Genomic DNA, 14,349 nt, shown 5'->3' on the forward strand with positions numbered 1-14,349 from the left:
GCTTTGACGTCGCCACGAATCCTGGACGGTATGGGCACGTCCGCCGGTTCAGCGAAGCAACGAAATTCAGCTAATCTGTAACGTGGCGTGAGGTAAAAGGAAGCCAGCCCAAGGAAGGAGAACGACATGACCATGACGGTGGGCGAGCTTTTCATTGCCCTGGTGCTCATCTCGCTGGTGCTGCTGGCCAGCAATGCCATTCGCAACGTTTCGCCCTGGCTACGGCGTCTGTTTCTGCCTAGCTCGGTGATCGGCGGTGCGATCCTGCTGCTGCTCGGCCCGGAGGTGGCGGGCCGCGCGGTAACGGCGCCCTTCGAGGAAGCCGCCGGCCTGTTTCCCGAATACGTCTTCGAAAGCTGGGCCGCCCTGCCCGGCCTGCTGATCAACGTGGTGTTTGCCGCGCTCTTCATCGGCCGACCGATCCCCGGGCTGCGCACCATCTGGATGCGCGCCGGGCCGCAGGTGGTAGTGGGCCAAACCATGGCCTGGGGCCAGTACGTGGTCGGCCTGACCCTGGCCATTCTCATTCTCGCGCCCGTGTTCGGCATGAACCCCATGGCCGGCGCCCTGATCGAGATCGGCTTCGAAGGCGGCCACGGCACCGCTGCCGGCATGGCCGACACCTTCGCCGAGCTCGGCTTCGAGGAGGGCGCCGACCTGGCATTGGGGTTGGCCACCGTGGGCATCGTCTCGGGCGTGCTGATCGGTACGCTGATGATCAACATCGCGGCCCGGCGCGGGGTCATCAGCCTGGAGAAGACGCGCAAGACCTCGGAGGCGCTGGACGAAGCCCAATCCATGTCCCAGGGCGAGGAAAACGAGCTGCCGCCCACCGAGGAGTACAGCGAGTTCAAGAAGGACCTGGCCCAGGAAGAGGAAACCGCCGATCCGCTGAGCCTGCATATCGGCCTGGTCGGCATCGCCATCGCCATCGGCTGGCTGATCCTTTCCGCCCTGCAATGGATCGAACAGCAGACCTGGGCGCGCAACGACGGCCTGGAGATTCTCGCCCACGTGCCGCTGTTCCCCATCGCCATGATCGGTGGCGTGATCGTGCAGCTGTGCGTTACGCGTTTCGGCCTCGAACCCCACGTCTCCAGCCGCACCATGGCACGCATCGCCGGCACCGCCCTCGACTTCACCATCGTCGCGGCACTGGCCACACTGTCGCTCACCGCCCTGGGCGAGCACTTCATCCCGTTCCTGCTGCTGGCACTGGCGGGCATCGGCTGGTCGCTGTTCGTACTGATCGTGATCGCCCCGCGGGTTATCCCCGAGAACTGGTTCGAGCGCGGCATCGGCGACTTCGGCCAGTCCATGGGCGTGACCGTCACCGGCCTGCTGCTGATGCGCATGGCCGACCCCAAGAACCGCTCCGGCGCGTTCGAAAGCTTCGGCTACAAGCAGCTGATGTTCGAACCGGTGGTCGGCGGCGGGCTGTTCACGGCGGCGTCGCTGCCGCTCATTGCCCAGTTCGGCGCGCCCACCGTGCTTGGCTTCACGCTGATACTCACCGTGGCCTGGCTGATCTTCGGCCTGCTCTACTTCGGCCGTATGGTACCGGAGCGAGGGCGGGGACGATGGGGATGAATGAAGACCTGGAGCGTGTCAGTCACCTGAGCCATAGTGTCGATGGACTCCTCATGAGAAGCGGAAAAGCATGCTGCCAATCCAAGGGATCGATCATCTGGTGCTGCGCATCCGCGACACCGACGCCATGCTCGCCTTCTACTGCGACGTGTTGGGCTGCACGGTGGAGAAGCGTCAGGAAGAGATCGGCCTGATTCAACTGCGCGCCGGACGCAGCCTGATCGACCTGGTACCCGTGGCAGGCCCGCTTGGGCAGCGTGGTGGCGTCGCCCCGGGCCGCGAGGGGCGCAATCTCGATCACTTCTGCCTGCGCCTGGAGCCCTTCGACGAGGTGACGATTCGCCGACACCTGACCACGCACGGCATCGAGGCTGGCGAACTTCAGCAGCGTTATGGCGCTGAGGGCACCGGCCCCTCGCTCTACCTCGAAGACCCTGAAGGCAACACCGTCGAGCTCAAGGGGCCGCCCACCATCTGAGCATCAACAGCCGGGCCTCAGGATTTCGTCTTGCGCTTGCCCGCCTGAGCGCGTAGGGCGGCCTCGAAGGAGCGGCGTGCCCAGACGGCAGCCAGCTCGCGGTCCTCGAACAACTCCTCCGGCGCCTGGTAATAGGACATCTGCACCACCCTGCCACCCTTGTCGTACTCGAACGGCTCGAGCCCCTCGCGCTCGAAGTCGTCAAGGTTGTGCGCATCGACCTTGAGATAGAGCGTCTCGTCGGCCACCAGTGCGAACATCAGGCCATCGTGATAGATGCCGTGCCCGCCGAACATGCGCCGCGCGGTGATGGGACCGAACAGCTCGAACACGTCGCGCAGCGAATCCGTATATTCGCTCACGGCATCTCCTCCATGCCTATGGGTTCTCCGTCATTCTGGCTTACGACCAGCTCAGCTCAAAGCAATCGGCCTGCCCACGCAGAGCGCCGTGGCCAGCTTGGATGGCAGCTCGCGGTAGGCGGTATCCGGCTCGGCCCCCAGACCGTCGAGAATGCTCGTGAAGAAAGCGCGCCCGGCGACCACGGCGACGATGTCGAATATTTCGTCGTCGGCAAGCCCATGGACGCGCAGTGTTTCGATATCCTCGGCGCCGACCTCCTGAGCGCGACAGGCCACCTTGGCGGCAAAGGCCATGATGTCGCGCTCGACCGGGTCGGGCGAGCCTTCCTCACCGAGTAGCATGGCCTGGGTGGCCTCCATACCCACCAGCTCCGCCAGGAACTTGGCATGGGCCAACGAGCAGTAGGAATTGCCCAGGGCCCGGGCGGCGGCAACGGTCACCAACTCGTAGCGGCGCGACTCCATGGGGCGGCGGATGGTGGCGATAAGCGTCGCCCAGGCCTTCATCACTTCGGGGCGATGACAGAACAGCCGGGCATAGTTGGGCAGGTAGCCGAAGTGCGCCCGCTGGCGCTGATACATGGCCTGCACCTCGCCTTCGGCCTGCTCGGGGGCAATCGTCTCGATATAGCTCATGTGCGTGTCTCCTCTCAGGCCGTGACGGAACGTGGATGCAGCCAGGCCGGCAGCAGCAGTTGGGTGTCGATGATGGCCTCGGCGTCATATGCGACACCGCACGCGGCGAGGTGACGGCCCAGGCTGCCGTCGTGCCATGCCTCGAACAGTTCGCTGCAGCCACCGATGGATTGACCGTCGATGAAGATCTGCGGGATGGTCGGCCCTCCGCAACGCCGCGCCAGCACCGGGCGCAGGCGCACCCCCATGTCGCCGACCTGATAGGCAGGCGAATCGAGGTCCACGCTCAGGTAATCGACCCCAAGCCTGGCCAACAGCTTGCGCGCCGCCCAGCAGAACTCGCACCAGGCAAGAGAGAACATCACTACCGGCGCCTGGGCCAGACACTCATCCAGGCATCGCTCGGCCTCGACATCGCGCGCCGTATCCACCGGCTGTACGGCCCGGGGTGCGGCAACAGCGGCCGGACGTGGCGCGGGCAAATCGAAGCGACAGCCGGGCGTGGAGCGCGACAGCGCCAGCTCCTCCTCGTTCATCTCATCCTCGATGCCCTCGAACAGCTGAGTGGACTGGTAGCGCTCACCGGTGTCGGGCAGCATGCAGACGATATGGCTGCCGGCCGGCGCTCGCCGAGCCACCTCAAGGGCCGCGGCCAGAGTCGCGCCGGCGGAAATGCCGACGAAGATGCCCTCCTTGCGGGCCAGCTCACGGGCCAGCCTCAGCGCTTCCTCCCCGGCCACCGGCACGACCTCGTCCACCATGCCGGCGGCCACCGCCTGCTGGGTCAGCGGCGAAATGAAATCGGGGCTCCAGCCCTGCATCAGGTGAGGACGGAAGCGAGGATGGCTGGCGCCAGCCGGCTGCGCCTCGCCGCTGCCCAGCAGCGGGGCGTTGTCGGGCTCGGCAACGACGACGCGAATACGCGGATCGGCTGCCTTGAGCACCCGAGACACCCCCTTGAGCGTGCCGCCGGTGCCGAAGCCGCTGACCCAGGCATGAATCGGCTCGCCCTGCATGTCGTCGAGAATCTCCCTTGCCGTGGTGCGGCTGTGCACCTCGGCGTTGGCCTCGTTCTCGAACTGGCGGCACAGGAAGTAGCCGTGCCTCTCTGCCAGTTCGATTGCCTTGGCCAGCATGCCGCTGCCCTTCTCGGAGGCCGGCGTGAGCACCACGCGGGCACCGAGGAAACGCAGCAACCGACGCCGCTCAAGGCTGAAGCTTTCCGCCATGGTCACCACCAGCGGGTAGCCCTTGCGTGCGCAGACCATGGCCAGGCCGATGCCGGTGTTGCCGCTGGTGGCCTCGATTACCGTCTGGCCCGGGCGCAGGTCGCCGCTGCGCTCGGCCGCCTCGATCACCGCCAGCGCCATGCGGTCCTTGACCGAGCCCATGGGGTTGAAGGCCTCCACCTTCACGTGCACGTTCACCGTCGGCGGCGCAAGCCGGGCGAGTCGCACCAGCGGGGTACGGCCGATGGTTTCCAGAATGCTGGCGTAGCGGGTCATGATCAAACTCCTCGGGTGGGCATGCCGACAGCTTCGCCCCATGCCGAGGAAGCCGGCGTGTGAGCCAGCGTGGTTTTTCTGGCGACGTGCTTGAAGACGAACCTGTAAATGACAGGCCAGCCCGGCGCGATCGGCGACTATACTGCTAGCGTGACATCACCGGGTCCGGACATGAACGCGCTGACCCTCAACCTGCTTGGCGATCTCGAAGTCATTCGGGACGGGCAGGTATTGTCGCTGCCGCCCTCGCGCAAGACCCGTGCCCTGCTCGCCTACCTGGCCCGTCATCCCCGCCCCCTTAGCCGTGAGCACCTGTGCGACCTGCTGTGGGAGCTTCCCGACGATCCACGTGGTTCGCTGCGATGGAGCCTGTCGAAGTTACGCCGTCTGGTGGACACACCGGGTCGACTACGACTGCGAGCCGACCGGCTTGGCGTATGCCTGGATACCTCCGACATCGACATCGATGTAGCCGGCCTGCATGCACTATGCAACGGTGGCTTGGCAGAGGCCGATATCGAAGCGCTCGAGCATACTGCCACTCGCTACCGTGGCCCCTTTCTGGAAGGGCTGGAGCTGGACCGCTTTCATGACTTCCACGGCTGGTGCCTGGCCGAACGCGAAGCGGCCATACGCGCCCAGACGACCCTGCTGACGACTCTGGTCGAGCGTCTCGCCGACTCTCCGCAGCATGCCCTGCCCCACGCCCATGCCTGGGTACGCCTGGCGCCCTTCAATGAAACGGCGCGTGCGCAGTTGGTGCGTCTGCTGCTGGCACTGCACCGTCCGCGCGAGGCCGAACAACAGCTGCAACTGGGTGTGCGGCTCATCCGCGAGGCGGGCCTGCCGCTCAACGGTCAGTTGCTGCGCGCCTGGCGGTCGAAGCCCTCGCCCACGCCTTTGTCAGAGAACGTCGATACCGCGGATTCCCAATCCCCCGTATTAGAGAGAATCCACCCGGACCTGACGGGCGACGCCCTGGAAGTGATGCGCTGGGCCGCACTGTTTGCGCCGAACCCTGATTTCACGACCCTGAGCCAGGTCTCGGGGCTCGATACCAATCGTCTCGGTATCGCCCTGGAAGTGGCCGAGCGCCACCAGTGGCTCTCCATCGATGCTCAAGGCCTGCGCTTCACGCACAGCGCCATGGCCGCCGAGCTGTACGATGCCATTTCCCCGGTACGCCGCCAGACCATGCACCGGCGCATCGCCGAATGGCTCGCCGCTGGCCCCCTCAACGACATGCAACAGGCTAATTGCCTGGTACATCACGCCCAGGCCAGCGGCGACCTCGACCTGGCAACCCGAGCAATGATCGAAGCCGGACGCTTCTGTCTGCGCAGTTGCGCCAACGAGGAAGCCCAGCGCTTCGCCCAGCAGGGCCTGGCGCTGAGCGATGGCATGACCGGCACCCGGCGTGTCTGTCTCGCCATCGAACTGCACGACATCCTCTACAGCGCCGCTCCCCTGGCAGACTGGGAGGCCGGCGCCGGCACAGTGGTGACACTGGCCGAGCAGGCGCTGGAACACGGTGCCCTCGCCCACGCCCGGCTCGGCTATCAGTTGGCCAGCCATATCCGCTGGGCTCATGGCCAGTGGAGCGACGCCCATGAGCAGACTCTCCAGGCGGAGCGCGCAACCCGCTGCGGCGACGACCGCGAGCAGGTCATCGCCATGGCGGAAACCGCGCGCTGCCTGGCCATGCTGGAGCGTGACCTGGGCCAGGCGGCCGAGCTGCTCGAGCAGGCACGCGAACTGGCCACTCGGCAGCACATCGGTTATCCCGCCATTCCCCTGGCTCAAGGCCTGCTCAGCCTGCATGAGGACCGCTTCGACAATGCGGCGAGCTACTTTCGAGAGGCGCGCACCCTGTGCAAGGCCATGGGCGACCGACTGGGCGAGTTCCAGGCCCAGGAGTCGTTGCTGCTGATCGACCTGGAGCGGGACGATTACCAGCAGGCCCAAGAGCGCTGCGTCCAGCTGCAGGAACTCGGCAAGCGGCTGCGCGACGGCAGCGAAGCGCCATACGCAGATGCCGCCGCGGCCCTATGTACGTATGCTCTCGAGGATGACTCCGCCCCTTTCGGCGTCGCACTCGTCACCCTGCGCCACGCCGATGCCCGCCATCGCCTGGCCACGCTGCTGCTGCAGGCGGCACGGCTCGATCTCGCCCGCGCTCGAACCGAAACGGCCCGGCAGCGAGCTGGCGAGGCCCTGGAGCATGCCCGTGTGCTCGAACGTCGCAGCGAGCAGCTGCTGGCCCACGCCCTACTGGCCGAATGCGCCCGTCGCCTGGGTGACGAGGATGATCGGCGCGAGCACGCCCGCACCGCCGAAGCCCTGCTGCAGGAGCCCATCGCCGCCTGGGTCAGGCGCCGCTGTCACACGCTGCTGGAGCAACCTGCTGCCGAGGACGAAGCATGATCGACGTGTTTCTGGAGCGCCGCCTCCCGCACCCTCTCGGACCGAAGGTGGTGCGTGCGCTGACTCTGGAAGGACAGCCATGCTTCGATCTGTATCGAATCCAATGGCAGGAAAGCCTGCTGGCACGAGATGGGCACCGCCTGGTCTGTCATTTTCAGGCGCCCGACGTGGAATCGGCGCGTATCGGTCTGCGCCAGGCAGGTGCCGACGTCAGCTCACTGTGGGGCGGCAGCGTGCATGCTGCGCCGGGCCTGAAAGCCGCGGATCTGGCGACCGCCAACGTCCTGGTCGAGCGCCACTTCGCCGCCCCCGTCACCTTCGAGGCGATCCAGGCGCTGGAAAATGCCGGGGCCGCATGCCTGTCCAACCATCACGTGCGTTTCCTGCGCAGCCACTTCTCCCTCGACCGGCAGCGCATGCACTGCCTCTACCAAGCGCCCGATGCCGAATCGGTACGCTTGGCCCAGCATCAGGCCGGCATGCCGGTCAGCCGCATCTGGGCCTTTCAACGTATCGCACCGGCCGATACCACGGCGCAGCTCTGAAAAACCACGCCCTCTCCCACGCTGGGTCTCACGTGCCCCAGCGAATCTCGCAGCTGACCGCTGACGGTCACCCCACGACGAGAGAACAAAGAAGGAGAGTTCCATGCACACTGCCACTCAACAGATCGACAACGGCGTCAACGTCACCGCCCTGCTCGGCGCCCGCGAAGCGCTGACCCAGGCACCGGAGGCCGCCCGCTTCACCTGGCGCGCTCACTGCGACTGGATTCGCGGCACTCATAGCCAGATCGCCGTCGAGGACTTCCACGGTCTCGGCGAAACACAGCGGCATCGCTCACGCTTCACCTACCAGGCGGACCACCCCGAAGTGTTCGCCGCCGAAGACCACGGCCCCACTCCGGTGGAGTATGTGCTGGTCGGGCTGGCCGCCTGTCTCACCGCCGGTGTCGCAGCCGTGGCCCAGCATCGCGGCATTCAGCTGCGCTCGGTCAAGGCCATGGTGGAGGGCGACATGGACATCCAGGGCATCCTCGGCATGGACCCTGAGGTGCGCAACGGCTTCGACGACATCCGCGTGACGTTCGAGATCGACGCCGATGCCAGCCGTGCGGATATCGAGGCACTGGTCGCCCAGTCGCAGAAGCGTTCGGCCGTATACGACCTGCTGACCAACCCCACCTACGTGAAGGTCGAGCTGAAATGAAGAGCGTCACCGCCGTGGTCATCGGCGCCGGCCACGCCGGGCTCGCCATGAGCCATCACCTGGCCCGGCGCGGCATCGACCATGTGATTCTGGAACGCGGCGAGGTGGCCAATGCCTGGCGCCACGAGCGCTGGGAGTCGCTGCGCCTACTCACGCCCAACTGGCAGTGCCGCCTGCCCGGGCAGGCCTACACCGGGCCGGAGCCAGAAGGCTTCATGAGCATGCCGGAGCTGATCGCCTTTCTCGATGACTATGCACGGGGCCTTTCGGCCCCGCTGCATACCGCGACCGAAGTGCTCGCTCTACGCCAGGTGGAGGGCGGCTACCGGATCATCACCAACCGGGGCGAATGGCGCTGCCGCGCGGCGATAATCGCCACCGGTGCCTGCCAGCTTCCCGTCGTGCCTGCCATGGCGGCAGCCCTGCCGCCATGGATCGTGAGCCTGACGCCACATGCGTACCGTCGACCGGAGCAGCTACCAGAAGGCGGCGTGCTGGTGGTAGGCGCCTCGGCCACCGGCGTCCAACTGGCCGACGAGCTTCAGCGCAGCGGTCGAAGCGTCACGCTGGCCGTGGGGCAGCACCTGCGCCTGCCGCGGCGCTACCGCGGCCGTGACATTCAATGGTGGCTGGAGCATGCCGGCTTGCTCGACCAGCGCTTCGACGAGGTGGAAGATCTCGCCCGCGCCCGGCGTCAGCCCTCGCCGCAATTGCTGGGCAACGCCATGTCCGAGGATCTCGACCTCAATGCCCTGAGCGAGCGTGGCGTGCGCCTGGTGGGGCGTCTAGCCGGCCTTGCCGGCACCCGCCTGCAGTTCTCGGGCTCGCTGGCCGTTCACTGCACCGCGGCGGATCTCAAGCTGTCGCGGCTGCTCGACAACCTGGACGCCTGGGCCATTGCCCACGGCTTGCACGACACCCTGCCCGCCCCGGAGCGCCCGGCGCCCACCCGGGTGCCACCGCGGCCTTGCCTGGGCCTCGACCTGGCTACCGGTGAGATCAAGACGGTGCTCTGGGCCACCGGCTTTCGTCCCGACTTCCGCTGGCTCCAGGTACCGGTGTTCGATACCCGTGGACGCCTGCGCCACGAAGGCGGCGTGGTGGCCCCCGGCCTCTACGCCATGGGCCTGCCCTTCATGCGAAGGCGCAAGTCGGGCGCTATCCATGGCGCCGATGACGACGCCGCCGAACTCAGCGCCCACCTGGCCGCCTGGTTGGCCAAGGCGAAAAAACGCACCAGGGCAGCTTTGCCCTGACCTTCCCTTTGGTTTAGGCCTGAAAACGCCAAGACCCAGCCGCTGTGTGAGCGGCTGGGTCTTCATTTGCTCTGGATTTCGCCCTCCACCCATCCTCAGTCGAGATGAAACAGCCTGCGCGGTGAATCGTTCAGGATAACGCGTCGGTCGTCCTCATCGCGGACCCAGTCGGTCAGCCAGTCGAGGGTGTCCCGGTAGCCATGCTTGCCTTCATGGCGGGTCCAGGGCCAGTCGCTGCCCCATACCAGGCGCTCACGCCCCAGCTCGTTCAGCAGCTCACACACATGGGGCTGCAGGTCTCGCACGGGGGAACGATAAGGTGCCGACAGCTTGACCCAGGTGCGCCCGTAGCGCCCGGCTTCCAGCAGCAAACGAAACCCGGCATCGGCACGGGGATCGGCCTCGACGGGCAGACCCAGGTGATCGATCACCAAGCTGACGCCGTGCTCGTGCAAGGCTGGGAAGAGTTCGGGCAGACGGTCTCCCTCGAGATGCAGCTCCAGGTGCCAATCCAGAATCTTCAGTCGGTCGAGAAAATCGATCCATCGAGGATCGCTGAGGTCGGGGAGTTCACGGCGTCGCTCGATCAGATTCCAGCGCACGCCGACGATGCCGGCTGCGCCAAGCTGGCGCATCTCGGTCAGGCTCGTATCCGCGGGAAGCTGCACCACTCCGCGGTAGTCCTCGCCCAACTGACCGAGAATCCGCAGCAGCTCACGATTGTCATGGCCGAGGAAACTTGGCTGCACCAGCACGCCACCGCGAAGCTCGCAGGTCATCAGGTGCTGCTGCCACTCATCCAGGGGCGCCGGCCGTGAAGGCCGGTAGTTGGAGCCTTCGTTCTCCTCCACCTGCGCATAGACGTGGGCGTGACAGTCGAATCCTTGTTTCACTCTGGCGTCCTCACTCTTGGCTTTCTCTTTGCGTCCCGACTCTTGAGTTTATACTTAAGTCTAGTTCTCTAGAGAACTGATTGACTAGAAGTATACACTGGTCTTTAGTGACAGCAACAAGACAGCGGAATCGCCAGGAGAATGCACCCATGTGTGCACTGCACATGCCCAAGACCGATGGACGCCTCCCTCTGTACGCTAGGCTGCGCGACCAGTTGGCTTCGCGGATCGCCAATGGCGAATGGTCGCCAGGCGACACGATCCCGTCCGAGAATCGCCTGGCCGAGGAGTACGGCGTGGCGCTAGCCACCATGCGCATGGCACTCAAGCAGCTCGTGGACGAAGGCTTGCTTGAGCGTCGCCGTGGCACCGGCACCTTCGTCAAGCAGCCGGCGTTTCGCGCCGACCTGTTCCGCTTCTTCCACGTTCACGATGCCGATGACCCCGACGGCTCCGTCATACCCGAAAGCCGCATTCTCAGTCGTGAGGTGGTCAAGATGCCGGCCGAGGTCCGGTTGGCCTTCGGCGAGCCGGACACAACGCACTGCATCAAGCTCGAGCGCGTTCGCCTGTGGTCCGGCGAACCGATGCTGTTCGAGGAGATCTATCTGCGCCTGCCCGATTTCGAAGGTCTGCAGACGCTCAACCCCAAGGACATGGGACCCCTGCTCTACCCCGTCTTCCTGCAGGAGTTCGGGATTCTCATCACGTCGGCGACGGATGAGCTTTCGTTCGGCACCGCCACCAAGGCAAGCGCCAGATATCTGGAGCTACCTGCCAATTCGCCGGTTGCCGTCATCGAGCGCATCGCGCGTAACCCCGTAGGTCGCATCATCGAATATCGCCGCGTGCATGGTCGCCCCGAGCGTTTCCGCTATCGCGTCAACCTCGGCGAGCAACACACCTGAAGCGAGTCTCGAAACTCGCCCCCATGTCCTTACGATTCCAACAACAGGTACCAACAATGAAACTCACGCTGCTCCTCACCACCGCCACTGCGTCAGCTCTCGCCCTCACCCCGGCCCTGGCCAGCGATTACCCCAACCGCCCCATCGAGCTGATCGTGCCGGCCCCGGCCGGTGGTGGTACCGACAACGTCGCTCGCATGCTCAACCAGTATCTCGAGGCGGAACTGGGCCAGCCCGTAGCCGTACTCAACGTGGCAGGCGGTGGCGGCGCCATCGGCGTCAACCAGTTCTCCCGGGCGCGCTCTGATGGCTATACCCTGCTCTCCACCTGGAACAGCCCCATCACCACGGTGCCGCACATGCAGCGCGTGCAGTACTCCTACGAGACGCTGACGCCCATCACCAGCACCTCACAGAGCGCCTACACCCTCTGCGTGGCTCCCGACTTTCCGGCCGAGAGCGGCGAGGAGTTCCTTGCCGAGCTGCAAGCCAACCCCGGTAGGTACACCTATGGCAACGATGGCGTCGGCGGCACCATGCGTCTGGCGGCGGAGCGGATTTTCGAAGCCTTCGACATCACCGCTCGCCCGATTCCCTTCGGCGGTGCCGGCGAGACCCTGCAGAACTTCCTCGGTGGCCACGTGGACATCTATGGCGGCTCCATCACGCCCGTACTGCCCTATGTAGAGGAAGGCCAGGCCAAGTGTCTGCTGGTGACCTCCGCCGACGACAACGAAGCCCTGCCCCAGGCATCCGGTCTCGCTGCCCTGGGTCATCCCGAACTCGAGACCGTGCTGTGGCGCATGATGCTGGGCCCCGAAGGCATGGCGGAAGAACGTGCGGAAGCGGTCGCCGACGCCGTGGCCCGTGCCGTGGAGCATCCGGAGTTCCAGGCGTTCCTCGCCGCCCAGGGCGAAACCCTCAACCTGGTGCGTGGCGAAGAACTGCGTGAACGCCTGCGGCTGGAAACCCAGGCCATCGGCGAGACCCTGGAAAGCCTCGGCCTCAAGCAACAGTAACGCGCAAAGGCATCGATAAGACCATGAACTACAGAGACCTCTTCTCTGGCATCGCCTTCCTCATCATCGGCGCCAGCACCGTCTGGATGGGGAAGGACTTCTTTGCCGATGCCGCTTACGTTCCCATCGGGGCTGGCGCCCTGATGGGGGCGTTCTCCCTGCCTCTGATCTGGCGTGGCGTGAAGAGCATTCTGGCCGCGCGAGCGATGACCGATTCCACCAAGGCCAGTCACACCCAGGCCCATCGAACCCAGGCCCATGCCATCCCGGCCCTGGTCGACCACCCGGCGCGCTTCGCCACCACGCTGGGTTGCTGCCTGGTGTATTACGCGGCCATGCCCATCGTCGGCTTCTATACCACCAGCGCTCTGTTCATCAGTTTGCTGGCGGTACTGCTGGGTGAGCGGCGGCCCGCCGTGGTAGCAGGCATCACCCTGGGCTTCATCACGCTGCTGTATGCCCTGTTCGCGGTGGTGCTCAAGCGTCCCTTGCCCGTCGAGTTCTTCTTCGCCACCTAGAGGGCTCTACCTCATGTTCGAATCTCTCCTGAACGCGCTCCCGGTAGCCCTGCAGTTCGAATCGCTGATCAGCCTGTTCGTCGGCACGCTGATCGGCATTCTGATCGGTGCGCTGCCGGGCCTGAATCCGGTCATGGCCATCGCCCTGATGCTGCCGCTGACCTATGGCTTCGACCCTATCATTGCCCTGGGGCTGGTGGCCGGCATCTACAACGGCTCCATGTACGGCGGCTCCATTCCGGCCATTCTGCTCAACATCCCGGGCACGCCCGCCGCCATCGCCACCACCTTCGACGGCTACCCGATGACGCGCAAGGGCGAGGGCGGCCTGGCCCTGAAGACGGCCTGCTGGTCGTCCGCCATCGGCGGTATCGTCAGCGCGCTGGCCCTGATGACCCTGGCGCCCATGCTGGCCAAGGTGACGCTGGCATTCGGTCCTGCGGAGTACTTCTGGGTGGCCGTATTCGGCCTTGTCAGCATTGCCTTGCTGGTGGGCAAGGATGCCAGCAAGGGCATGCTCTGCGCCCTGCTCGGTGTCATCATCGGTCTGGTGGGCGTCGACACCATCAGTGGCGCAGAGCGTTTCACCTTCGATACGCTCTACCTGGTGGGCGGCTTCGAACTTCTCGTCGTGCTGATCGGGCTCTACGCCGTACCCCCGGTGCTGGAGATGGCCGAGAAGCGCAACGAATCCTACTTCAATGCCGAAAGCTTCCGCGTCTCGCCCGGTGGCGGCGCGCTCGGCTTGCTGCGCCGCCACTGGCGTACCTGGAGCCGCTCGTCGCTGATCGGCGTCGCCGTGGGTATTCTGCCCGGCGCCGGCGGCAATCTGGCCGCGCTGCTCAGCTACAACGAGGCCAAGCGCAAGTCATCCGAACCCGAGTCCTTCGGTACCGGCAATCCGGTCGGCATTGCCGCCGCAGAGTCCGGCAACAGCGCCGACAACGCCGCGGCCATGATCCCCTCGCTGACGCTTGGCATACCCGGCAATCTGATCGCGGCGCTGGTTCTGGGCGCCCTGATGATCCATGGTCTTCAGCCCGGCCCTCAGCTGTTCACCCGTGCTCCCGACGTGGTGTTCGGCTTCATGTGGCAGATGCTGCTCACCGCCATGCTGTTGTTGCTGCTCGGCGGCATGGTCGCCACACGCCTGTTCGCCCAGGTGCTGCGCATGCCCTCTGCCCTGCTGGTTCCGACCACGTTGGTACTGATGGCGGTGGGGGTTTACACCGTCAACGGCAACGTCATGGACCTCTATGTGATGCTGGGCTTCGGCCTGCTCGGTTACCTGCTCAACCGGCTCGGCTTCCCGCTGGCACCGGTGGTGCTGGGGGTGCTGTTGGGCCCGATGGCGGAGCAGAACTTCCGTTTGACCATGCTGATCGCCCAGAACGACTGGACGGTACTGTTCACCCGCCCCATCTCGCTGGGTATCGTGGCGCTGCTGGCCGCGGTGTTGATTTCCCAACTGTTGAAAACCCTGCGCCAGCGGGCACGTAGCGCCGCCCACTCGCAACAGCGCTGAGCCTGGGGATCCGTTACCATTCACGT

General features: G+C 65.5%; 14 protein-coding genes. 10 read left to right on the plus strand and 4 right to left on the minus strand.

The genetic code is table 11. The features are described from left to right. The first annotated feature begins 126 nt into the window (after positions 1–126). Together HOP59_RS16205 and HOP59_RS16210 are read left to right on the plus strand one after the other, a co-directional pair. Positions 127–1,590: a sodium/glutamate symporter gene (locus tag HOP59_RS16205; protein WP_234254628.1), complete on the plus strand. Its 1,464-nt coding sequence runs from the start codon at positions 127–129 to the stop codon at positions 1,588–1,590. A gap of 70 nt (positions 1,591–1,660) precedes the next feature. Further along, the gene (locus tag HOP59_RS16210) at positions 1,661–2,068 is read left to right on the plus strand and encodes a VOC family protein (protein WP_234254629.1); all 408 of its coding nucleotides are present in this window, start codon (positions 1,661–1,663) and stop codon (positions 2,066–2,068) included. Positions 2,069–2,085: 17 nt separating this feature from the next. Here HOP59_RS16210 and HOP59_RS16215 read toward each other — a convergent pair whose 3' ends face one another. The 3 genes from HOP59_RS16215 to cysK are packed head-to-tail and all read right to left on the minus strand — an operon-like array spanning position 2,086 to position 4,571. Further along, a complete protein-coding gene (locus HOP59_RS16215) occupies positions 2,086–2,430 on the minus strand; it encodes a TfoX/Sxy family protein (RefSeq protein ID WP_010628217.1) in 345 nt (114 codons plus the stop codon). Positions 2,431–2,481: 51 nt separating this feature from the next. Next, the gene (locus HOP59_RS16220; protein ID WP_234254630.1) at positions 2,482–3,066 is read right to left on the minus strand and encodes a carboxymuconolactone decarboxylase family protein; all 585 of its coding nucleotides are present in this window, start codon (positions 3,064–3,066) and stop codon (positions 2,482–2,484) included. A 14-nt stretch (positions 3,067–3,080) separates the two neighbouring features. Continuing rightward, the gene (gene cysK, locus HOP59_RS16225; protein ID WP_234254631.1) at positions 3,081–4,571 is read right to left on the minus strand and encodes a cysteine synthase A; all 1,491 of its coding nucleotides are present in this window, start codon (positions 4,569–4,571) and stop codon (positions 3,081–3,083) included. Between the two features lie 108 nt (positions 4,572–4,679). On the opposite strand from cysK, the gene HOP59_RS16230 reads away from it, so the two are divergent. The 4 genes from HOP59_RS16230 (at position 4,680) to HOP59_RS16245 (ending at position 9,460) form a co-directional block, all read left to right on the plus strand. Next, the gene (locus HOP59_RS16230; RefSeq protein ID WP_234254632.1) at positions 4,680–6,995 is read left to right on the plus strand and encodes an ATP-binding protein; all 2,316 of its coding nucleotides are present in this window, start codon (positions 4,680–4,682) and stop codon (positions 6,993–6,995) included. Next, on the plus strand, positions 6,992–7,540 hold the full coding sequence (locus HOP59_RS16235; protein ID WP_234254633.1) for a DUF4242 domain-containing protein: 549 nt from the start codon (positions 6,992–6,994) through the stop codon (positions 7,538–7,540). The genes HOP59_RS16230 and HOP59_RS16235 overlap by 4 nt, the downstream gene beginning before the upstream one ends. Positions 7,541–7,643: 103 nt before the next feature. Beyond that, positions 7,644–8,204 (plus strand): OsmC family protein, encoded by a 561-nt coding sequence (locus HOP59_RS16240; protein ID WP_234254634.1) that lies wholly within the window; start codon positions 7,644–7,646, stop codon positions 8,202–8,204. Continuing rightward, complete coding sequence (locus tag HOP59_RS16245; protein ID WP_234254635.1) at positions 8,201–9,460, plus strand: flavin-containing monooxygenase; 1,260 nt, start codon at positions 8,201–8,203, stop codon at positions 9,458–9,460. The genes HOP59_RS16240 and HOP59_RS16245 overlap by 4 nt, the downstream gene beginning before the upstream one ends. Positions 9,461–9,555: 95 nt before the next feature. On the opposite strand, the gene HOP59_RS16250 is transcribed toward HOP59_RS16245, so the two are convergent. Next, positions 9,556–10,353 (minus strand): amidohydrolase family protein, encoded by a 798-nt coding sequence (locus HOP59_RS16250; RefSeq protein ID WP_010628210.1) that lies wholly within the window; start codon positions 10,351–10,353, stop codon positions 9,556–9,558. Between the two features lie 149 nt (positions 10,354–10,502). Between HOP59_RS16250 and HOP59_RS16255 the strand changes: the two genes are divergently transcribed. The 4 genes from HOP59_RS16255 to HOP59_RS16270 are packed head-to-tail and all read left to right on the plus strand — an operon-like array spanning position 10,503 to position 14,323. Next, on the plus strand, positions 10,503–11,261 hold the full coding sequence (locus HOP59_RS16255) for a GntR family transcriptional regulator (RefSeq protein WP_234254636.1): 759 nt from the start codon (positions 10,503–10,505) through the stop codon (positions 11,259–11,261). A 56-nt stretch (positions 11,262–11,317) separates the two neighbouring features. Further along, positions 11,318–12,280, plus strand: coding sequence for a tripartite tricarboxylate transporter substrate binding protein (locus HOP59_RS16260; protein ID WP_234254637.1), 963 nt, complete (start codon positions 11,318–11,320; stop codon positions 12,278–12,280). Between the two features lie 23 nt (positions 12,281–12,303). Further along, the gene (locus tag HOP59_RS16265; RefSeq protein WP_141638587.1) at positions 12,304–12,798 is read left to right on the plus strand and encodes a tripartite tricarboxylate transporter TctB family protein; all 495 of its coding nucleotides are present in this window, start codon (positions 12,304–12,306) and stop codon (positions 12,796–12,798) included. A gap of 13 nt (positions 12,799–12,811) precedes the next feature. Next, positions 12,812–14,323 (plus strand): tripartite tricarboxylate transporter permease, encoded by a 1,512-nt coding sequence (locus tag HOP59_RS16270; RefSeq protein ID WP_234254638.1) that lies wholly within the window; start codon positions 12,812–12,814, stop codon positions 14,321–14,323. Positions 14,324–14,349: the final 26 nt, after the last annotated feature.

The organism is Billgrantia aerodenitrificans (assembly GCF_021404405.1).
Lineage (GTDB): Bacteria > Pseudomonadota > Gammaproteobacteria > Pseudomonadales > Halomonadaceae > Halomonas > Halomonas aerodenitrificans.

Bases quoted from the DNA above. Each gene is read 5' to 3' on its own strand.
- HOP59_RS16205 (WP_234254628.1), top strand. From the start codon at position 127: ATGACCATGACGGTGGGCGAGCTTTTCATTGCCCTGGTGCTCATCTCG.
- HOP59_RS16210 (WP_234254629.1), top strand. From the start codon at position 1,661: ATGCTGCCAATCCAAGGGATCGATCATCTGGTGCTGCGCATCCGCGAC.
- HOP59_RS16220 (WP_234254630.1), bottom strand. From the start codon at position 3,066: ATGAGCTATATCGAGACGATTGCCCCCGAGCAGGCCGAAGGCGAGGTG.
- cysK (WP_234254631.1), bottom strand. From the start codon at position 4,571: ATGACCCGCTACGCCAGCATTCTGGAAACCATCGGCCGTACCCCGCTG.
- HOP59_RS16230 (WP_234254632.1), top strand. From the start codon at position 4,680: ATGACAGGCCAGCCCGGCGCGATCGGCGACTATACTGCTAGCGTGACA.
- HOP59_RS16235 (WP_234254633.1), top strand. From the start codon at position 6,992: ATGATCGACGTGTTTCTGGAGCGCCGCCTCCCGCACCCTCTCGGACCG.
- HOP59_RS16240 (WP_234254634.1), top strand. From the start codon at position 7,644: ATGCACACTGCCACTCAACAGATCGACAACGGCGTCAACGTCACCGCC.
- HOP59_RS16245 (WP_234254635.1), top strand. From the start codon at position 8,201: ATGAAGAGCGTCACCGCCGTGGTCATCGGCGCCGGCCACGCCGGGCTC.
- HOP59_RS16255 (WP_234254636.1), top strand. From the start codon at position 10,503: ATGTGTGCACTGCACATGCCCAAGACCGATGGACGCCTCCCTCTGTAC.
- HOP59_RS16260 (WP_234254637.1), top strand. From the start codon at position 11,318: ATGAAACTCACGCTGCTCCTCACCACCGCCACTGCGTCAGCTCTCGCC.
- HOP59_RS16265 (WP_141638587.1), top strand. From the start codon at position 12,304: ATGAACTACAGAGACCTCTTCTCTGGCATCGCCTTCCTCATCATCGGC.
- HOP59_RS16270 (WP_234254638.1), top strand. From the start codon at position 12,812: ATGTTCGAATCTCTCCTGAACGCGCTCCCGGTAGCCCTGCAGTTCGAA.